Here is an 18,918-nt window from a genome sequence, read left to right as displayed (position 1 = left end):
TCGCGCCCGCGGGGGTGGCCGCCGGGCCGGCGCTCGGCCGGCCCGGCGGCCCGGGTCAGGCCGTCACTCGGAGACGGTGAAGCCCTGGTCCTTGCCATACGTCACGGACGCGTCCTGCCACGCGGACAGGCCGTCGGTGAGGGTCGTGCCGGAGACGTACGCCTTGCCGACCGTGTCGTTGAAGATCGAGTTCGCGTAGACCTGGAACGGCAGGTAGGTCCAGCCCTCGGCGACGTTCGCCGCCGACTCCGCGAGCACCTCGTTGACCTTCTGGCCGCCGAAGTACTCGAACTCCTGCTGCGTGAAGTCGTCCGCCTCGAGCTCGGCCACGGTCGCGGGGAACGCGCCCTCCGCGACGCGCGTCGCGATGCCGTCGCCCGCGGTCGCGTACTCGAGGAACGCCCACGCGAGGTCCTGGTTCTCGCTCGCGGCGGGGATCGCGAGCGAGCTGCCGCCGTTCTCCGACGTCACCTGCTCGCCGGCCTCCCACTGCGGCATCGGGGCCACGGCCCAGTCGCCCGAGGCCGACTCGACCGACGTCTCGAGGTTGCCGCGCATCCAGGCGCCGATGACGAGGCTCGCGATCGAGCCGTCGGCGAGGCCCTGGTACCACTCGTCGCTCCACGACGTCACGGGCGCGACGAGGTCCTCGTCGAGCATCTGCTGCCACGTCGTGGCGAACCGCTGCGTGCCCTCGTCGGAGAAGTCGATCGTCACGTCCGTGCCGTCGACCTGGTAGGGGCGGCCACCGGACTGCCAGATGATCGACGTCGTGAAGCCCGCGTCGCCCGTGTCGTTGGTGATGTAGGTGCCCGGGTCCGCGGCGTGCAGCGCGCGGGCCGCCTCGACGTACTCGTCCCACGTGGTCGGCACGGCGATGCCGTGCTCGTCGAACACGCGCTTGTTGTAGAACAGCGCCATCGGGCCGGAGTCGGTGGGCAGGGCCCACACGCCGTCGCCCTGCGTGACGGCGTCCCACGGCCCGGGCGTGAACGTGCCGTCGAGCTCGTCGGCGCCGTACGACGACAGGTCGGTGAGCGCCTCCGAGAGCGCGAACTGCGGGAGCGCGTAGAACTCGATCTGCGCGACGTCGGGCACGCCCGAGCCGGCGGCGATCGCGTTCTGGAGCGCGGTGTACTGGTCGTTGCCGGTGCCGGCGTTGACGATGTCGACCTCGACGCCGGGGTTCGCCTCCTCGAAGTCGGCGGCGACGCTCTCGAGCGTGGGGTCCCAGGCCCACACCGTGATGGTGCCGCCCTCCTCGACGGCGCTCTCGGCGTCGTCGGCGCTGCCGCCGCCCGAGCCGGAGCTGCATGCCGTCAGCACGAGCGCGAGCGCGCCGGTGGCGGCGATGGCGGCGGTCGCGCGACGCGACCGGCGGGTGATGGGGGACATGAGGGTTCCTCTCACTTCGTCGTCAGACGGACGGGTGGTGCGGGTGGTGCGGGGTGCGGTCGCGGGGACCGGGTGGGGGAGCGGTCGGGAGCGTCGTCCGGGGGCGGGCCGTCACTCCTTGACCGAGCCGGCGGCGAGGCCGGACTGCCAGTAGCGCTGCAGGAACAGGAACGCGATCACGAGGGGCAGGATCGTCAGGACGGCGCCCGTGATGACGAGGTTGAAGATCGCCTGCCCGCCGGCCGTGGCCGCCTGGGCGTTCCAGGCGTTGAGGCCGAGCGTGAGCGGGTACCAGTCGGGGTCCTTGAGCATGATGAGCGGCAGGAAGTAGTTGTTCCAGGTCGCGACCATCGTGAACAGCAGGACGGTGACGATCCCGGGGGCGAGCAGCGGGAGCGACACCTGGAAGAACGTGCGCGCCTCGCTCGCCCCGTCGACGCGGGCCGCCTCGAGGAGCTCCTGGGGCACCGACTCGGCCGCGTACACCCACATGAGGTAGAGACCGAACGGCGAGATGAGCGACGGGATGATCACGGCCCACGGCGTGTTCGTCAGGCCCATCTGGCTGAACATGAGGAACGTCGGGACGGCGAGCGCGGTGCCGGGCACGGCGACCGCGCCGATCACCGTGGCGAACACGCCGCGCTTGCCCGGGAAGTCGAACTTGGCGAGCGCGTAGCCCCCCATGACGGCGAGGAACGTCGCCCCGCCGGCGCCGACGACCACGTACAGCAGGGTGTTCCCGAGCCAGCGGACGAAGATCCCGTCGTCGTACGTCAGGGTCTGCACGACGTTGTCGACCAGCGCGAACTCGCCGCCGAACCACAGGCCGAAGCTGTCGAACAGGTCGGGCTGCGTCTTGGTCGCGTTGACGACGAGCCACACGAGCGGGACGAGCGAGTACACGAGCACGACGCCGGTGAGCACCGTGAGCAGCACGCTGCGGCGCGGGTGGTCGGCCGAGTGGGGGCGGCGGCGCGGGGTGCGCAGGCGCACGGGGCGCGCGGCGGTCCGCGCGGCCGGGGCGGCGGACGTGGGGGTCGCGGCGGTCATGGTCTCAGGCCTCCTTGCGCATGCCGCGGAGCTGGACCACGTAGGCGACGATCATCGTGACGACGCCCATGATGATCGCGACCGTGGCCGAGTAGTTGTACTGCTGGCCCGAGAAGGACAGCGAGTAGGCGTAGAGGTTCGGCGTGAAGTACGTCGTGATCGCGTTGGGCGCGAGCGCCTGGAGGATGCTCGGCTCGTTGAAGAGCTGGAACGACCCGATGATCGAGAAGATCGTCGCGATGACGAGCGCGCCGCGGATCGCCGGGAGCTTGATGGCCGTGATGACGCGCCACTGGCCCGCGCCGTCGAGCTCCGCCGCCTCGTAGAGCGACGTGGGGATCACGCGCAGCGCGGAGTAGAAGATGAGCATGTTGTAGCCCACGAACTCCCAGGTCACGATGTTGCCGATCGACGCGAGCACGAGGTCCGGCGACAGCGGGTTGGGCAGGGAGATCCCGAACGCGTCGTTGATGTTGCCCACGAGCCCGAACCGCGTGCCGTACATGAAGCCCCACATGAGGGTGGCGACGACCGCGGGCACCGCGTACGGCAGGAAGATCGAGATCCGGAAGAACGCCTTGCCGTAGAGCCGGCCGCTGTCGAGCGCGAGCGCGACGAGGAGCGCGATGCCGAGCATGATCGGCACCTGCACCACGAGGAAGAGCGCGACGCGCCCGAGCGCCTCCCAGAACTGCGGGTCGGAGAACGCCCGGCCGTAGTTCTCGAGGCCGACGAACCGCGTCCCGCCCACCATCTGCGTGCGGAACAGGCTGAGGTAGATCGAGTACGCGATGGGCGCGAGGAACACGAGCGCGAAGACCGCCATGAACGGGCCCACGAAGCCCCAGCCGGCCCACGAGCGCCGTCGGCGCCGCGCCGGTGGGGACGAGGGGGCGCCGACCGGTGGCTTGTGCCCTGCCACGGGGAGGGACGTCGTCGTCATGCGTTGTGGTCCTCGCCATCGGGGGACGGCGACATCGGGCGTCGCCGCGTGTTTGCGTAAACATGAGCATGGCACGACGTTCGGTGTTTGCGCAAACATCGCCTACCCTGGTCCCTGACCGGCCAGGACGCCGGTCCGGCGCAGGCGCTGCGCCGACCTGACGAGGACGAGGACGCCATGACCGACGGGCTCGACGACGAGACGACCGCCCTGACGCGCCGCGGGGGGATCGCCCTCCGCACGGCGCGGCGCGTGTCGATGGCCGACGTCGCGCGCGTCGCCGGCGTCTCGGCGCAGACCGTCTCCCGTGTGTCCAACGGCCACCCCGGGGTCGTCGAGGCGACGCGCACCCGCGTGCTCGCGGCGATGGCCGAGCTCGGCTACCGGCCCAACAGCGCGGCGCGCGCCCTCAAGAGCGGGTCCTTCCGCACCATCGGCGTGATCCTCTTCTCGCTCGCGACCACGGGCAACGTCCGCACGCTCGAGGCGATCGCGACGTCCGCGGCCGCCGAGGGCTACGCGATCACCGTCATCCCGGTCGCGGCCCCCACGCAGAGCGGCGTGCACGGCGCGTTCACGCGCCTCGGGGAGCTCGCGGTCGACGCGATCATCCTGCTCATGGAGGTGCACCTCCTCGACGTCGCGCAGGTGAGCCTCCCGCCCGGCGTCGTCGTGGTCGTCGCCGACTCCGACGCGGGCGAGAAGTACGCCGTCGTGGACACCGACCAGGCCGACGGCACGCGCCAGGCCGTGCAGCACCTGCTCCGCCTCGGGCACGAGACCGTGCACCACCTGGCCGGGCCTGCGGCGTCCTTCGCCGCCGAGCGGCGCGCGTCGGCGTGGCGCGCGACGCTCGAGGAGGTCGGCCGCGCGGTGCCCCCGATCGAGCGCGGCGACTGGTCCGCGACGTCCGGGTACGAGGCCGGGCTGCGCCTCGCGCGCCGCGACGACCTCACGGCGGTGTTCGCCGCGAACGACCAGATGGCGCTCGGCCTCGTGCGCGCGCTGCACGACTCCGGCCGCCGCGTGCCGCAGGACGTGAGCGTCGTCGGGTTCGACGACCTGCCGGAGTCGAGCGAGTTCCTGCCCCCGCTCACGACCGTCCACCAGGACTTCGCCGAGGTCGGGCGCCGGCTCGTCGACCAGGTGCTGCGCCAGGTGCGCGAGGGCGTCGTCGAGACGGGGACGCGCCTCGTCCCGACGCGGCTCGTGGAGCGCGCGAGCACCGCCCGGCCCCCCGCCGCACCGTCCGCCTGACCCCGACCGACCCGACCCACCCGACCGACCCGACCCACCCGACCGACCCGACCCGCCCGACCCCGCCGGCACGAGCACCCCGGAAACGAGGACCATGACGCACGCACGCATCCGGATCGACCCGACCGACGTCGTGGGGGACCTGTCCCCGCGCGTGTTCGGGACGTTCGTCGAGCACATGGGCCGGTGCGTCTACGGGGGCATCCACGACCCGCAGCACCCGTCCGCCGACGCCGACGGGTTCCGCGGCGACGTCCTCGCGCTCGTGCGCGAGCTCGGCGCGACCGTCGTGCGCTACCCCGGGGGGAACTTCGTCTCCGGGTTCCGCTGGGAGGACTCCGTGGGTCCGCGCGACGAGCGGCCCGTGCGGCTCGACGCCGCGTGGCACAGCATCGAGACGAACCAGGTGGGCCTGCACGAGTTCGCGGGCTGGGCCGAGCGTGCGGGCCTCGAGGTCATGATGGCCGTCAACCTCGGCACGCGCGGCGCCGCCGAGGCGGCCCAGCTCCTCGAGTACTGCAACCACCCGGGCGGCACCGCGCTGTCGGACCAGCGCCGCGCGAACGGCGCGGCCGACCCGTTCGGCTTCCGCCTGTGGTGCCTCGGCAACGAGATGGACGGCGACTGGCAGATCGGGCACAAGACCGCGCACGAGTACGGGCGCCTCGCCGCGGAGACGGCGCGCCTCATGCGGTTCGTCGACCCGACGGTCGAGCTCGTCGCGGCCGGGTCGTCGTCGGCGGACCAGCCGACGTTCGGGGAGTGGGAGCGCGAGGTCGTGCGCCTCACGGCGGGACTCGTGGACCACGTGTCGCTGCACGCGTACTACGAGGAGAAGCCCGGCGACCTCGCGTCGTTCCTCGCGTCCGGCGTCGGCCTCGACCGGTACATCGAGACCGTCGCCGCGATCCTCGACGAGGAGGAGGCCGCGCTCGGCGAGCGCATGCAGGGCCGCCGCCTCGGCATCAGCGTCGACGAGTGGAACGTCTGGTACCTCGACCGGTTCAACGAGCAGGACAAGGAGCCGCTGCTCACGGGCGCGTGGAACGTCGCGCCGCGCATCATCGAGGACGAGTACGCGGTGGCCGACGCGGTCGTGGTCGGGAGCCTGCTCAACTCCCTCGTGCGGCACGCCGACCGCGTGACGATGGCCAACCAGGCGCAGCTCGTCAACGTCATCGCGCCGATCCGCACCGAGCCGGACGCGGACGCGTGGCGTCAGACGATCTTCTGGCCGTTCGCCGTCACGGCGGCGCGCGCCCGCGGGGCGGCGCTGCGCGTCGCGGCCGAGTGCCCGACCGTCCCGACCGACGCGTACGGGGACGTGCCCGTCGTCGACGTCGCCGCGACGACGGCGGGCGACCGCGTCGAGGTGTTCTGCGTCAACCGCGACCCCGAGAACCCGGTCGAGGTGACGCTCGCGGGGGCGCACGGCGCGCTGCGGGGCGCGCACGACGCCGTCGTGCTCACGGTCCCCGAGGGCCACGACCGCTTCGTGACGAACACGCGCGACGCGCAGCCCGTGGGCCTGCGCGAGCTCGACGTCCGGGTCGAGGACGGCGAGGTGCGCCTCACGCTGCCCGCGCTGTCGTGGGCCGCGCTCGGGGTCGTGCCGGCCTGAGGGTCAGTCCTCGCCGACCCAGGCGCTCGGCTCCTCCACGACGTGGCGCAGCACCTCGCGCGCGCCGCCCGTGAGCGCCGCGTGGTCGCCCACGGGGGCCGCCAGCAGCACGACGTCGGTCCAGGGTGCGGCGAGGACGCGGGCGCGCAGCTCGGCCTCGGCCGCGGCGCGCAGGTACGGCAGGAGAGCGGGGTAGATGCCGCCGAGCAGGACGGTGTCGATGTCCACGAGGTTCACGTAGCCGGCGAGCGCGCTCCCGAGCGCGGTCCCGGCCCGCTCGACCGCGGCGAGCGCGCGGGGCTCGCCGGCGTCGAGCGCCGCGACGAGCGCGCCGGTGTCCGCGTCGACCGGCAGGCCGGCGCCGCGCAGCAGCGCGTCCTTGCCGGCGTACTGCTCGAGGCAGCCCGTCGCGCCGCAGCGGCAGCGCGGCCCGCCCGGGTCGACGACGACGTGCCCGACCTCGCCCGTCCACCCGTGCTGCCCGTGGAAGAGGCGCCGGTCGACGACGATCGCGGACCCGATGCCCACGTCGCCCGAGACGTAGAGGAAGGTCGACGGCGCGGTGCCGGTCGCGTCGTCGAGCACGACGCCGCGGCCCGCCTGGGCGAGCGCGGCGAGCTTGGCCTCGTTGCCGATCTCGACGGGGACGTCAGGGTCGAGGCCGAGCAGCTGCACGGGGTCGAGGTGGGACCAGCCGAGGTTGGGCGCGACCTCGAGCCGCCCCGCGCGCGTGTCGACGAGGCCGGGCAGCGCGAGCCGGGCGCCCGCGACGGTCATGCCCTCGGCGCGGACCGACGCGAGGAGGTCCTGCGCGATGCGTCCGAGCCGTCCGAGGACTTCGGCCGGGTCGCTGTCGTGCAGGTCGTCGGGGTCGACGTGCTCGGCGACGACGGTGCCGGTGAGGTCGAGGACGCGGCCGCCGAGGTAGTCGACGTTGACCTCGAGGCCGAGTCCCACGAGGGAGCGCGGCGCGGGGGCCAGCGGCACCGCGGGGCGGCCGGCGCGCTGGGGCGTGGCGGGCGGGAGCTCGGCCACGATGCCCGCGGCGACGAGGCGGTCGACGAGCGTCGAGACGGTCGCGCGGGTGAGGCCGCTCGCGGCGGCGATGTCGGCCCGCGAGCAGGGCCGCGACGCCTCGAAGACCGCGCGGGCGACGAGCGCGAGGTTGTGCTCGCGCAGCGTGGCCTGCCGGGCTGCTGGAGGACCCGACCGGGTCGCGGCGCTGCGGTTCACGGTCTTGACCTTACCGACCCGGGCGGATAAGTTCAGCCGTAAGACATAAATAGGCCGGGTCGACGTCGTCCTCCCGGCCCTCTCGACGAGGAGACACCGTGGCCGACGAGACCACCCAGGACATCAACTTCTCCTTCGGTCTGTGGACCGTGGGCTGGACGGCGCAGGACCAGTTTGGCAGCGCGAGCCGCCCGGCGCTCGACCCGGCCGAGTCGGTGCGCCGCCTCGCGGACCTCGGCGCGTGGGGCTTCACGTTCCACGACGACGACGTGGTCCCGTTCGGCGCGGACGACGAGGAGCGCTCCAAGCGCCTCGCCGCGGTGCGCCAGGCCGCGGAGGACACCGGCCTCGTCATCGAGATGGTGACGACCAACCTGTTCAGCCACCCCGTGTTCAAGGACGGCGGCCTCACGTCCAACGACCGCGGCGTGCGCCGCTACGCGCTGCGCAAGGTGCTGCGCAACGTCGACCTCACCGCCGAGCTCGGCGCCAAGACGTTCGTCATGTGGGGCGGCCGCGAGGGCACCGAGTACGACGGCGCCAAGGACCTGCACTCCGCGCACGAGCGCTACGCCGAGGGCATCGACCTCACCGCGGCGTACATCAAGGAGAGGGGCTACGACCTCAAGATCGCGCTCGAGCCCAAGCCGAACGAGCCCCGCGGCGACATCTTCCTGCCGACCATCGGCCACGCGCTCGGGCTCATCGCGAAGCTCGACAACGGCGACATCGTGGGCCTCAACCCGGAGACGGGCCACGAGCAGATGGCGGGCCTCAACTACACGCACGGCCTCGCGCAGGCCCTGTGGGCGGGCAAGCTCTTCCACATCGACCTCAACGGCCAGCGCTCGATCAAGTTCGACCAGGACCTCGTGTTCGGGCACGGCGACCTGCTCTCGGCGTTCTTCACGGTCGACCTGCTCGAGAACGGCTTCCCGAACGGCGGCCCCACCTACACGGGCCCGCGCCACTTCGACTACAAGCCGTCGCGCACCGAGAACGAGGTCGGCGTGTGGGACTCCGCGCGCGCCAACATGGAGACGTACCGCCTGCTCGCGCGCAAGGCCGCGGCGTACCGCGCCGACAGCCGCGTCCAGGAGGCGTTCGCGCACTCCGGCGTGTTCGAGCTCGGCCAGCCGACGCTCGGCGACGGCGAGACCGTCGCGGACCTGCTCGCGGACCGCAGCGCGTACGAGGAGTTCGACGTCGACGCCGCGGCGAACCGCGACTTCGGCTTCGTGCGCCTCAACCAGCTCGCGCTCGAGCACCTCATCGGCTGACGTGGCCGCCGACGCCAGGACGTCGGACGCCGGCGGCGAGCGCACGCTCGTCGCCGGTGTCGACACGTCCACGCAGTCCTGCAAGGTCGTCGTGCGCGACGCGGAGACGGGCGCGCTCGTGCGCACCGGGTCCGCGAAGCACCCCGACGGCACCGAGGTGCACCCCGACGCGTGGTGGGACGCGTTCCGTGAGGCCGCGTCCGCCGCGGGCGGGCTCGACGACGTCGCGGCGCTCGCCGTCGGCGGGCAGCAGCACGGGCTCGTCGCGCTCGACGCCGACGGGAACGTCGTGCGCGACGCGCTCCTGTGGAACGACACGCGCTCGGCGCCCGCGGCGCGCGACCTGATCCGTGAGCTCGGCGAGGCCCGCCTCGCCGAGGACGTCCCGGACGCGCACGACCGCGTCGTGTCCGCGGACGAGGCGGGCGCGCAGGCGTGGGCCGACGCGATCGGCTCCGTGCCCGTGGCGTCGCTCACCGTGACCAAGCTGCGCTGGCTGCGCGACGCCGAGCCGGAGAACGCCGCGCGCGTCGCGGCCGTCGCGCTGCCGCACGACTGGCTCACGTGGCGCATCGCGGGCTACGGCCCGGCGGGCGACCCGTCCGCGCCGCTCGGCCCGGACCTCGACGCGCTCGTCACCGACGCGTCCGACGCGTCGGGCACGGGGTACTACGACGCGACGCGCGACGACGGCGACGACGGGCGGGGCGCCTACCGCCTCGACCTGCTGGAGCGCGCGTTCGGGCGCACCGACGTCGTGCTGCCGCGCGTGGTCGCGCCGTCCGCGTCCGCGGGCGTCGCGCACCCCTCGGTCGCCGGGTCGGCCGTCGAGGGCGGCGCGCTCCTCGGCCCCGGCGCGGGCGACAACGCGGGGGCCGCGCTCGGCCTCGGCATGGTCGCGGGCGACGTCGCGGTGTCGATCGGCACGTCGGGCGTCGTGTCCGCCGTGACGGACGACCGCACGGCCGACGGGTCGGGCCTGGTCAACGGGTTCTCCGACGCGACCGGCCGGTACCTGCTGCTCGCGGTGACGCTCAACGCGAGCCGCGTGCTCGACGCCGCGCGCGCCGTGCTCGGGGTCGACCACGCGGGCCTCTCGCGCCTCGCGCTCCAGGCGCCGCCCGGCGCGGACGGGCTCGTGCTCGTGCCGTACCTGGAGGGCGAGCGCATGCCGAACCGCCCCGACGCGACGGGCACGCTGCACGGGATCCGGCTCGGCACGTCGACGCCGGAGCACCTCGCGCGCGCCTACGTCGAGGGCATGCTCTGCGGGCTCGCCGACGGCCTGGACGCGCTGCGCGCCCTGGGCGTGACGGTCGAGCGCGTGCAGCTCATCGGCGGCGGCGCGCAGTCCGAGGCGGTGCGGCGCATCGCGCCGCAGGTCCTCGGGCTGCCGGTCACCGTGCCCGAGCCCGGCGAGTACGTGGCCGACGGCGCCGCGCGCCAGGCGGCGTGGGTCCTCGCCGCGCACGCGGCACGGTCCGCGGGTGCCGACCCGGGCGACGTCGCACCGCCCACCTGGGCCGCGTCGTCGGCCACGGTGGTCGAGGCCGACCCGGTCCCGGCGATCCGCGAGCAGTACGCGGCGGTCCGCGACCTCGTCTGACCCGCACCGCCGAGAGCCGCGTCCGAGTCCCTCGGGCGCGGCTCTCGCGTGCGCGGAGCCGGTGGTGCTCAGCCGCCCCCGGCGAAGCCGGTCTGGCGCCACGCCTCGTACACCGCGATCGACGCCGCGTTGGTGAGGTTGAGCGAGCGGCGCCCGGGCAGCATGGGGATCTTCAGCTGGTCGGTGAGGCGCGGGTGGGCGAGCACGTCGTCGGGCAGGCCGGTCGGCTCCGGGCCGAACAGCAGGACGTCGTCCGGCCGGTACGTCACGTCGGTGAACGACGTCGTCGCGCGCGTCGTGAACGCGAGGACCCGTCCCGGCAGGGTCGCGAGGGCGGCGTCGAGGTCCGCGTGCACCTCGACGCTCGCGAGGTCGTGGTAGTCGAGCCCCGCGCGGCGCAGCCTGGGCTCGTCGAGGTCGAACCCGAGCGGCTCCACGAGGTGCAGGCGCGCGCCCGTGACCGCGGCGAGGCGGATCGCGTTCCCCGTGTTGCCGGGGATGCGCGGCTCGAAGAACACGAGGTGCGGCAGGGTCGACGGCGGTCGGGCCGCCGGGTCCGCGACGTGCGGTCGCCAGTCGGTCGCGGGGTCGGGGGAGTCGTTCACGCCTCCGATTCTCGCAGCGCCCGGGCCGGGGTAGCGTCGGACGGGTCGACGACGACCGACCGAGGAGGGCCCGTGACCGGTACCGCCCCGCGCGACGCCGTGACGGCGTGGGTCGCGGCGTACGAGGAGGCGTGGCGCGCGAGCGACGCCGACGCCGTCGAGAGGCTCTTCACCCCGGACGCGACCTACCTGCGCTCGCCCTACGACGTCGCGCCCCTGCGCGGGCACGACGCGATCCGCGGCTTCTGGACCGCGGACCGGGGCGCGACCTTCACCGTGACCGCCGAGCCCGTCGCGGTCGAGGGACGCGACGCCGTCGTGCGCCTCGAGGTCCGCTACCTCGCGCCCGAGGAGCAGGAGTACCGCGACCTGTGGGTGCTGCGGTTCGCCCCGGACGGGCGCGTCGAGCACTTCGAGGAGTGGCCGTACTGGCCCGGCAGGTCGTACACGGCGTCCGACGGGTCGTAGCGCCTCACGCGCCGAGCGCGGCCGCCTTGCGGCGCAGCAGGTCTCGCTCGCGCGCGTTCGGGCACAGCCGCACCGCGAGCGCGTACTCCGCGCGCGCCTCCTCGACGCGGCCGAGGCGCCCGAGCAGCTCGGCGCGCACGCTCGGCACGAGGTGGAACCCGGGCAGGCGGTCGGTCGCGACGAGCTCGTCGACGATCCGCAGCCCCTCTCGCGGGCCGCGCGCCATCGCGACGGCCACGGCCCGGTTGAGCTCGACCACGGGCGACGGAGCGAGCCGTCCCAGCGCCTCGTAGAGGAGGACGACGCGGTCCCAGTCGGTCTCCTCGACCGAGGCGGCCACCGCGTGGCACTCGGCGATCGCCGCCTGCAGCCCGTAGGGGACGCGGCCGTGGCCCGGTGCCCCGACCGCGTCGGCGCGCGCGAGCGCCGCCCGGCCGCGCCGGATCGCGGACCGGTCCCAGCGCCGTCGGTCCTGGTCGGCGAGCAGCACCGGGTCGCCGTCGGGGGTGGTGCGTGCGGGGAAGCGCGCGGCCGTGAGCTCGAGGAGCGCGACGAGCGAGTGGGCCTCGTGCTCGTCGGGGACGACGCCCGCGAGGACGCGCGCGAGCCGGAGCGCCTCGTGCGCGAGGTCGGGCCGCAGCCAGTCCTCGCCGCTCGTGGCCGTGGACCCCTCGGTGAAGATCACGTACAGGACGTGCAGGACGGAACCCAGCCGCTCGCGCCGCTCGTCGGCCGGGGGCACGCCGAACGGGACGCCCGCCGCGGCGAGCGTCTTCTTGGCGCGCGTGATCCGGGCCTGGACCGTCGCCGTGGGGACCAGGAAGGCCCGCGCGATCTCGTCGCTCGAGAGGCCGCCCACCACGCGCAGGGTGAGCGCGACGCGCGCCTCCGGCGAGAGCACCGGGTGGCACGCGACGAACATGAGGGCGAGCACGTCGTCGTCGACCTGGTCGGGGTCCCACAGCAGGTCGGCGCCGGCGTCGGCCGCGGGGTCCGACGCCGTGCCGCCCGCGACGACGGCTCCCTCGCCCAGGCCGTGGGCCAGGGTCGCGTAGCGCTCGTCGAGGGCCGCGCGCCGGCGGAACGCGTCGATGGCGCGGCGCCGGCCGACCGTGAGGAGCCATCCCGACGGGTTGCGCGGCACGCCCTCGCGGGGCCACGCGACGAGCGCCTCGGCGAGCGCCTCCTGCGCGACGTCCTCGGCGAGCGCGAAGTCGCCGGTGTACCGGGCGAGCGCCCCGACGATCCGTGCCGACTCGATGCGCCACACGGCCTCGACGGCGCGCCGGCCCGGGTCGGTCGGCTGACTCCGACCGGCACCCGGGCCGGCGCCCCCGTCGGGCGCGCTCACAGCTGGCCGGTCGCCTCGCGCCACGCCCGCTCCTTGCGGATCCACTCGTTGTCCTGCGGGAACTCGTCGATCGTCGTCACGCGGCGGATCTCGACCTTCGCCCCGGGGCCGGAGTAGGGGAGCCGCTTGGCCCACTCGACCGCCTCCTCCTTCGAGGCGACGTCGAGGACGTAGTAGCCGCCGAACAGCTCCTTGGTCTCCCCGTACGGGCCGTCGGTCACGACGGGCACGCCGGACGAGAGGTCGACGACCACGCCCTGCTCGGGGTCGTCCAGGCCCTCGGCCGCGAGCAGCACACCTGCCCGGATCAGCTCGTCGTTGAACCGGCCGACGGTCTCGAGCATCTCCTCGAACGAGACGTCCTCGAACGCCGCCTGGCTCTCGTCGCTGCCACGCATGATGAGCATGTACTTCATCGTCGTCTCCTGGTGTCGGTGGGCCGGACCTCCCGGCCCTCTCATCCTCAGGTCGAACGGGAACCCACGAGATCGACACGCGGGTCCGCGACCTCGCGGAGCGTGTCGAGGACGGCCCGGGCCGGGGGCGTCCTCACGACGGCGTCGCGCAGCACGGCGTGGATCGACCGCACCGGGGTGGGGCGCACCACCCGGACCGCGACGAGGCCCGGCGGCAGGTGCGCGGCGCCGAGCTCGGGCAGGACCGTGACGCCGACCCCGGCGCCGACGAACGCGATCGCCGTCGGGTAGTCGTGCGCCTCGACGTGGAACGGCGGGCTGAACCCGGCGGCCGTGCACGCCTCGACGAGGGTGCGGCGGCACCAGCCGCGCGCGAAGTCGTTGTCGACCCAGCGCTCGACGGCGAGCTCGGCGAGCTCGACCTCGGCGCGCCCCGCGAGCCGGTGGTCGTCGGGCAGCACGACGACGTAGGGGTCGTCGAGGAGGTGGCGCGCCCGGAAGCCGCTCCCGGGGTCGAAGCCCACCGGCGCCACGACGATCTGCACGTCGGCGCGCTCGTCCGGGTCGTCGGGGATGGTCTCGCGCAGCGTGAGGTCGAGCCGGACGCCCGGGAAGTCGGTCGTGAGGCGGCGCACGACGCGCGGCAGCCAGGCGGCGCCCACGGACGCGAAGTACGCGAGAGACAGCGAGCCGGTGCGCCCCGCCCGGAGGTCCGCGACGACGGACTCGGCCTCGCCGAGCCGCGCGAGGACGCCGTCGGCCTGCTCGGCGAGCGCGATCCCGGCGGCGGTGGGCCGCACGCCGCGGCCCGCGCGCTCGAGCAGCGTGAGGCCCGTCTCGCGCTGGAGCGCGGCGACGTGCTGGCTCACGGCCGACGGCGTGTACCCGAGCGCGGCGGCGGCGGCCTGGACCGAGCCGCTAGCGACGACGGAGCGGAAGATCCGCAGGCGGTGGACGTCCAGCATCCGTCCACCGTACAGCGACACTGAATCGAACGGTAGGAAGGCGTGCTGGTGCTGAAGCGTGACCTGGGGCGACGATGGTGGGGTGAGCACCCCCGAGGCCCCGCCCTCCGCCCCGACGCGCGACACGCCGACGCCGTCCGGTCCCGCGTCCGGCCCGGCGTCCGGCGCCGCCGACGCCAGTCCCGCGCGCACGGGAGCCGCGCGCCTCGCGGTGCCCGCCGCGGTCGCCGTGACGGTGCTGCTCTGGGCGTCCGCGTTCATCGGCGTCCGAGCCGCCGGGCACGACTACGCGCCGGGCGCCCTCGCGCTCGGCCGCCAGGTCGCCGGGAGCCTCGGGCTCACCGCGATCGTCGCGGTCCGGTGGTGGCGCAGCGGCGCCCGGCCCGTGCTCCCGCGCGGGCGCGTGCTCGCCGCCGTGCTCGCATGGGGCGTCGGGTGGTTCAGCCTCTACAACCTCGCCCTCAACGCCGCGGAGCAGCACCTCGACGCGGGCACCACGGCGCTCCTCGTCAACGTCGCCCCCGTGCTCGTCGCGGTGCTCGCCGGGGTGCTGCTCGGGGAGGGGTTCCCGCGCCGCCTCCTGCTCGGCATGGCCGCGGCGTTCGCCGGGGTCGCGATCATCGCCGCGGCGACGTCGTCGGGGGAGCGGGACGCGCTCGGCGTCGCGCTCGGGCTCGCGGCGGCGGCCCTCTACGCGGGGGCGGCGACGTCGCAGAAGCGGCTGCTCGCACGGGTCGACGCGCCGACGATGACGTGGGTCGGGTGCCTCGCGGGGACCGTCGCGCTCATGCCCTTCGCCCCGACCCTCGCGGCCCAGGGCGCGTCCGCCCCCGCGTCCTCGACGTGGGCCGTCGTGCTGCTCGGCCTCGGCCCCACGGCCGTCGCGTTCACCACGTGGGGATACGCGCTCACCCGCCTCAGCGCCGGCCGGGCCGCCGCGACGACGTACCTCGTGCCGCCGATCGTCGTCCTGCTGTCCTGGCTCGTGCTCAGCGAGGTCCCCGCCCCGGTCGTGTTCGCGGGCGGCGCGCTGTGCCTCGCCGGGGTCGCCGTCGCGACCCTGCCGCGGCGTCGCCCGCTCCCTGGCGCGCACGGCGTGCATTGAGTCGCCTGATCACGCAGAGCTGGTGGTGGCCGCCCCCGCAGCCGTGACCAGTCCTGCACACGTCCCGAGCTGCGTGCCGCAGCCGGGACGTCGGCACGTCCGGGCCCTGCCCCACCGGGACGCGGCGCGCGGCTGCGCGACCGCGCGCAGGGCCCGGACCGGCGTGACCCGGCGGGACGGACCCGTCCGCCGTCAGACGTCCAGGCCGGCCCGGTCCACCTTGCGGTGGAAGCGCATGCCGGCGATGCCGCCGAGGACGGCGCCGACGAGGCTCACCACGGCGGCCGCGACGAGGGCGACGACGCCGCCGGTCGTGAGGTCGCCGGCGCTCACCGGGATCTGGGGGAACGCGTTGAGCTGCGAGAGCACGTTGAACTGGCTGCCCGCTACGAGCCCCAGCAGGGCGAGCACGATCGCGATGACCACGGCCCACAGCCACACCGCGAGGCCCTGCTTCGCGCCGTCGAAGCGCGCCATGCGGCCCGCGACGTACCCGCCGCAGAAGTACGCGACGAACAGGACGACGACCAGCACGATGCCGCCGACCACGCCGATCGTCCCGGCGTTCTCGGTCGCCTGCTCGACGGCCTCCTGCGCGTCGGTCGTGCCCGACAGCCCGAAGGCGGCGCCCGCCGCGGCGGCCAGGGCCGTGAGCAGGACGGCCGTCCCGGTGGCGGTGAGCCACCCGAAGAAGGCCGAGCCGATCTTGATGCCGCCGTACTCCTCCTTCTCCCGCGCCACGACGGAGTCGCGGTCACGGGCGAGGGCCTCGTCGGCCCCACGAGGGTCCGTGCGGCCGGTATCCGTGACGCGAGGGTCGGTGCCTCGCGGGTCCCCACCGCGGGGGTCGCGGCCCGCGCGGTCGTCCGGGGGCGGGGTCGCCCCGTAGCTGGTGCTCATGACGGACGCCCTTCCTGGACGCTCGTGCCGTGCGACGACGGGCCGCCGACGCCCTCGCCCGGGGCTTCGGGCGGAGGCGGCACCTCCTCGCCCGGCACGGTCTCGGCGACGTACTCGGTGACCACGTAGCGGCGGAGCCGGTACGTGCCTTCCCCGCCGGCTCCACGGTCCCCCCGCTGGTCCTCGGAGGCGGACGACGCGTCGTCCCGCAGCGGGCCGGCGGCGTGCCTGCCGACGCCGCGGTCCGCGTCGTCGCCCTCCCGGTCGAGGCCGGGGGAGCCCGCCTCGTGCGGGGAGGCGCCGTCGTCCGCCGCGGACGCGCGGCCGTAGTAGCGGTAGAGCTCCACCTCCTCCTCGTGCGAGAGGTGGCCCTCGGAGTCGTCGACCCGGGGCGAGCCCTTGACCGTCTCCTTGGTGTACGGGACGCGGATCTCGTCGCCCCGGACTTCCGCGTCCGTGAGGGGCACGAAGGACTCGGCGGTGCCGAACAGGCCGGTCCTGACCGTCACCCACTCGGGCTCGCCGCTGCGGTCGTCCAGGAAGACCTGGCCGACCTTGCCGAGCTTCTCACCGGCCTGCGAGACGACGGTGCCGCCGGAGAGCAGCCTCTCGATCTGGTCCGTGCTGATCATGGTGGGTCCTTCGGACGGTGCTGCACCGAGGCCCGTCTGCTGGAGCCGACCCGTCCATCGTGCGAGCGCGCGCGGGCGCACGCACGTGGGCGGGCCCGCCCCGCGCCCGGCACCCCGGGCGGGCGACGTGACGCGAGGCGGACGGTGCGTCAGGCCCCGAACCGGTCGCGGAGCCGGGCGAGCTGTGCCCAGAGCTCGTCCGGCACGCGGTTGCCGAACGTGTCGAAGAACTCCGCGGTGAGGTCGGCCTCGGCGAGCCACTGCTCGGGCGAGACGTCGAACAGGGCGTCGAGGTCGCCGTCGTCCATCTGGAGCCCGCCGAGCTCGAGCGCACCGGGCGCGGGCAGCAGGCCGACGGGGCTCGTGACGGCGCCGCAGTCGGTGCGTACGCCGCGCGCGCGGTCCACCTGCGCGGCGATCCAGGCGACGACGCGCGAGTTCTCGCCGAACCCGGGCCACAGGTAGCGGCCGTCCGTGTCCTTGCGGAACCAGTTGACCTGGAAGATCTTGGGGCGCTTGTCGGGGTCGAGCGACGCCCCGACGCGCAGCCAGTGCGCCCAGTGGTCGGCCATGTTGTAGCCGCAGAACGGGAGCATGGCGAACGGGTCGCGGCGCAGCGCGCCGACGGTGCCCTCGGCGGCGGCGGTCTGCTCGGAGGAGATGGTGGCGCCCATGAAGACGCCGTGCTCCCACCCGTACGCCTGCGCGACGAGCGGCACGTTGGTCGCACGGCGCCCGCCGAAGATGATCGCGTCGACCGGGACGCCCTCGGGGTCCTCCCAGGTGTCGGCGATCGTGGGGCACTGCGCGGCGGAGACGGTGAACCGCGAGTTGGGGTGGGCGGCGGGTCGGCCGGAGTCGGGCGTCCAGTCCTGGCCGGTCCAGTCGATCAGGTGCGCGGGCGGCTCGGGTGTCAGGCCCTCCCACCAGACGTCGCCGTCGTCGGTGAGCGCGACGTTCGTGAAGATCGTGTCGCGCGCGAACGTCTCGACGGCGGCGGGGTTGGTCTCGACGCCGGTGCCGGGCGCGACGCCGAAGAAGCCGGCCTCGGGGTTGATCGCGCGCAGGCGGCCGTCGGGGCCGGGGCGCAGCCACGCGATGTCGTCGCCGATGGTCTCGACGGTCCACCCGGGGATCGTGGGGCGCAGCATCGCGAGGTTCGTCTTGCCGCACGCGGACGGGAAAGCCGCGGCGAGGTGGTAGGCCCGGCCCTCGGGCGACGTCGCGCGGATGAGCAGCATGTGCTCGGCGAGCCAGCCCTCGTCGCGCGCCATCGCGGACGCGATGCGCAGCGCGAAGCACTTCTTGCCGAGCAGCGCGTTGCCGCCGTACCCGGACCCGAACGACCAGATCTCCCGGGTCTCGGGGAAGTGGACGATGTACTTCGTGTCGTTGCACGGCCACGGCACGTCCTCGCGGACGGCGCCCGTGTCGTCGACGAGCGGCGCGCCCACCGAGTGCACGGCCGGGACGAACGCGGCGCCGGCGTCGATGAGGTCCATGACGGCGGTCCCGACGCGCGTCATGGTGCCCATGCTCACGACGACGTAGGGCGAGTCGGTGACCTGGACGCCGACCTGGGAGATGGGGCCGCCCACCGGCCCCATCGAGAACGGCACGACGTACATGGTGCGACCGCGCATCGAGCCCTCGAACACACCGCGGAGCTCGGCGCGCATGACGTCCGGCTCGCGCCAGTTGTTGGTCGGGCCGGCGTCGACCTCCTCGCGCGAGCAGATGAACGTGCGCGACTCGACGCGCGCGACGTCGCTCGGGTCGGAGCGCGCGAGGTAGCTGCCGGGGCGCAGCTCGGGGTCGAGCGGGAGGAGGGTGCCGGCGTCCACGAGCAGGTCGATCAGGCGCTGCTTCTCCTCCGCGGAGCCGTCGCACCACACGATCGCGTCCGGCTCGGTGAGGTTCGCGATCTCCCGCACCCAGGCGCGGGCGTCGCGCGGGCGCGGGTCCGGCCCGTCGGTTCCTGCGGCCGCGTGGGTCGTCGCGAGCCCTGAGACGTCGGAGTCGACGTCGTCGAGCAGGGCGGCGTGGCGCGTGCGGCGGGTGGGGCGCGAGCCTGCGGCGGTGGTCATG

17 protein-coding genes are annotated in these 18,918 nt (G+C 74.5%); 6 read left to right on the top strand and 11 right to left on the bottom strand.

Annotated features, from left to right (window positions below; genetic code table 11):
• Positions 1-63 precede the first annotated feature (63 nt).
• The 3 genes from GJV82_RS02215 to GJV82_RS02205 all read right to left on the bottom strand — a co-directional run bounded on the left by GJV82_RS02215 (position 64) and on the right by GJV82_RS02205 (position 3,391).
• Positions 64-1,395: an ABC transporter substrate-binding protein gene (locus GJV82_RS02215; RefSeq protein WP_024838862.1), complete on the bottom strand. Its 1,332-nt coding sequence runs from the start codon at positions 1,393-1,395 to the stop codon at positions 64-66.
• A 111-nt stretch (positions 1,396-1,506) separates the two neighbouring features.
• Positions 1,507-2,448 (bottom strand): carbohydrate ABC transporter permease, encoded by a 942-nt coding sequence (locus GJV82_RS02210; RefSeq protein ID WP_155098082.1) that lies wholly within the window; start codon positions 2,446-2,448, stop codon positions 1,507-1,509.
• Positions 2,449-2,452: 4 nt separating this feature from the next.
• Positions 2,453-3,391, bottom strand: a complete 939-nt coding sequence (locus GJV82_RS02205; protein ID WP_155098081.1) for a carbohydrate ABC transporter permease — start codon at positions 3,389-3,391, stop codon at positions 2,453-2,455.
• A 177-nt stretch (positions 3,392-3,568) separates the two neighbouring features.
• On the opposite strand from GJV82_RS02205, the gene GJV82_RS02200 reads away from it, so the two are divergent.
• Positions 3,569-4,648: a LacI family DNA-binding transcriptional regulator gene (locus GJV82_RS02200; RefSeq protein WP_318657184.1), complete on the top strand. Its 1,080-nt coding sequence runs from the start codon at positions 3,569-3,571 to the stop codon at positions 4,646-4,648.
• Between the two features lie 94 nt (positions 4,649-4,742).
• Positions 4,743-6,269 (top strand): alpha-N-arabinofuranosidase, encoded by a 1,527-nt coding sequence (locus GJV82_RS02195; protein WP_155098080.1) that lies wholly within the window; start codon positions 4,743-4,745, stop codon positions 6,267-6,269.
• Between the two features lie 3 nt (positions 6,270-6,272).
• Here GJV82_RS02195 and GJV82_RS02190 read toward each other — a convergent pair whose 3' ends face one another.
• Positions 6,273-7,502, bottom strand: coding sequence for an ROK family transcriptional regulator (locus GJV82_RS02190; RefSeq protein WP_115941984.1), 1,230 nt, complete (start codon positions 7,500-7,502; stop codon positions 6,273-6,275).
• Between the two features lie 98 nt (positions 7,503-7,600).
• On the opposite strand from GJV82_RS02190, the gene xylA reads away from it, so the two are divergent.
• Complete coding sequence (gene xylA / locus GJV82_RS02185; RefSeq protein WP_318657183.1) at positions 7,601-8,782, top strand: xylose isomerase; 1,182 nt, start codon at positions 7,601-7,603, stop codon at positions 8,780-8,782.
• A gap of 1 nt (position 8,783) precedes the next feature.
• The gene (locus tag GJV82_RS02180) at positions 8,784-10,388 is read left to right on the top strand and encodes a xylulokinase (protein ID WP_024838855.1); all 1,605 of its coding nucleotides are present in this window, start codon (positions 8,784-8,786) and stop codon (positions 10,386-10,388) included.
• A 68-nt stretch (positions 10,389-10,456) separates the two neighbouring features.
• Here the strand turns inward: GJV82_RS02180 and GJV82_RS02175 are convergent, their stop codons facing one another.
• On the bottom strand, positions 10,457-10,918 hold the full coding sequence (locus tag GJV82_RS02175) for a tRNA (cytidine(34)-2'-O)-methyltransferase (protein WP_155098125.1): 462 nt from the start codon (positions 10,916-10,918) through the stop codon (positions 10,457-10,459).
• Positions 10,919-11,065: 147 nt separating this feature from the next.
• Between GJV82_RS02175 and GJV82_RS02170 the strand changes: the two genes are divergently transcribed.
• The gene (locus GJV82_RS02170; protein WP_318657182.1) at positions 11,066-11,461 is read left to right on the top strand and encodes a YybH family protein; all 396 of its coding nucleotides are present in this window, start codon (positions 11,066-11,068) and stop codon (positions 11,459-11,461) included.
• A gap of 4 nt (positions 11,462-11,465) precedes the next feature.
• Here GJV82_RS02170 and GJV82_RS02165 read toward each other — a convergent pair whose 3' ends face one another.
• Genes GJV82_RS02165 through GJV82_RS02155 form a run of 3 tightly spaced genes read right to left on the bottom strand, consistent with a single transcriptional unit; the run spans position 11,466 to position 14,193 of the window.
• A complete protein-coding gene (locus tag GJV82_RS02165) occupies positions 11,466-12,812 on the bottom strand; it encodes an RNA polymerase sigma factor (protein WP_404812913.1) in 1,347 nt (448 codons plus the stop codon).
• Positions 12,809-13,228, bottom strand: coding sequence for a YciI family protein (locus tag GJV82_RS02160; protein WP_024838851.1), 420 nt, complete (start codon positions 13,226-13,228; stop codon positions 12,809-12,811). Before GJV82_RS02160 ends, GJV82_RS02165 begins: the two co-directional genes overlap by 4 nt.
• A 47-nt stretch (positions 13,229-13,275) precedes the next feature.
• Positions 13,276-14,193 (bottom strand): LysR family transcriptional regulator, encoded by a 918-nt coding sequence (locus GJV82_RS02155; RefSeq protein WP_155098078.1) that lies wholly within the window; start codon positions 14,191-14,193, stop codon positions 13,276-13,278.
• A gap of 82 nt (positions 14,194-14,275) precedes the next feature.
• Between GJV82_RS02155 and GJV82_RS20600 the strand changes: the two genes are divergently transcribed.
• The gene (locus GJV82_RS20600) at positions 14,276-15,298 is read left to right on the top strand and encodes a DMT family transporter (protein ID WP_318657181.1); all 1,023 of its coding nucleotides are present in this window, start codon (positions 14,276-14,278) and stop codon (positions 15,296-15,298) included.
• Between the two features lie 192 nt (positions 15,299-15,490).
• Here GJV82_RS20600 and GJV82_RS02145 read toward each other — a convergent pair whose 3' ends face one another.
• The 3 genes from GJV82_RS02145 to GJV82_RS02135 all read right to left on the bottom strand — a co-directional run bounded on the left by GJV82_RS02145 (position 15,491) and on the right by GJV82_RS02135 (position 18,917).
• Positions 15,491-16,198, bottom strand: coding sequence for a hypothetical protein (locus GJV82_RS02145; RefSeq protein ID WP_024838848.1), 708 nt, complete (start codon positions 16,196-16,198; stop codon positions 15,491-15,493).
• Entirely contained in the window at positions 16,195-16,830 is a 636-nt protein-coding gene (locus tag GJV82_RS02140; RefSeq protein ID WP_024838847.1) for a PRC-barrel domain-containing protein, read from the bottom strand. Before GJV82_RS02140 ends, GJV82_RS02145 begins: the two co-directional genes overlap by 4 nt.
• Positions 16,831-16,979: 149 nt before the next feature.
• Positions 16,980-18,917 (bottom strand): phosphoenolpyruvate carboxykinase (GTP), encoded by a 1,938-nt coding sequence (locus GJV82_RS02135; RefSeq protein WP_155098077.1) that lies wholly within the window; start codon positions 18,915-18,917, stop codon positions 16,980-16,982.
• Between the last annotated feature and the right edge of the window lies 1 nt (position 18,918).

The sequence above is a fragment of the Cellulosimicrobium composti genome (assembly GCF_009711085.1).
Lineage (GTDB): Bacteria > Actinomycetota > Actinomycetes > Actinomycetales > Cellulomonadaceae > Cellulosimicrobium > Cellulosimicrobium composti.
The sequence above is the reverse complement of the archived record's forward strand: the minus strand, read 5'-3'. Positions and strand labels throughout refer to the sequence as shown.

Coding starts and splice junctions, on each gene's coding strand:
- GJV82_RS02215 (WP_024838862.1), bottom strand. CDS start 1,395: ATGTCCCCCATCACCCGCCGGTCGCGTCGCGCGACCGCCGCCATCGCC.
- GJV82_RS02210 (WP_155098082.1), bottom strand. CDS start 2,448: ATGACCGCCGCGACCCCCACGTCCGCCGCCCCGGCCGCGCGGACCGCC.
- GJV82_RS02205 (WP_155098081.1), bottom strand. CDS start 3,391: ATGACGACGACGTCCCTCCCCGTGGCAGGGCACAAGCCACCGGTCGGC.
- GJV82_RS02200 (WP_318657184.1), top strand. CDS start 3,569: ATGACCGACGGGCTCGACGACGAGACGACCGCCCTGACGCGCCGCGGG.
- GJV82_RS02195 (WP_155098080.1), top strand. CDS start 4,743: ATGACGCACGCACGCATCCGGATCGACCCGACCGACGTCGTGGGGGAC.
- GJV82_RS02160 (WP_024838851.1), bottom strand. CDS start 13,228: ATGAAGTACATGCTCATCATGCGTGGCAGCGACGAGAGCCAGGCGGCG.
- GJV82_RS02155 (WP_155098078.1), bottom strand. CDS start 14,193: ATGCTGGACGTCCACCGCCTGCGGATCTTCCGCTCCGTCGTCGCTAGC.
- GJV82_RS02145 (WP_024838848.1), bottom strand. CDS start 16,198: ATGAGCACCAGCTACGGGGCGACCCCGCCCCCGGACGACCGCGCGGGC.
- GJV82_RS02140 (WP_024838847.1), bottom strand. CDS start 16,830: ATGATCAGCACGGACCAGATCGAGAGGCTGCTCTCCGGCGGCACCGTC.
- GJV82_RS02135 (WP_155098077.1), bottom strand. CDS start 18,917: ATGACCACCGCCGCAGGCTCGCGCCCCACCCGCCGCACGCGCCACGCC.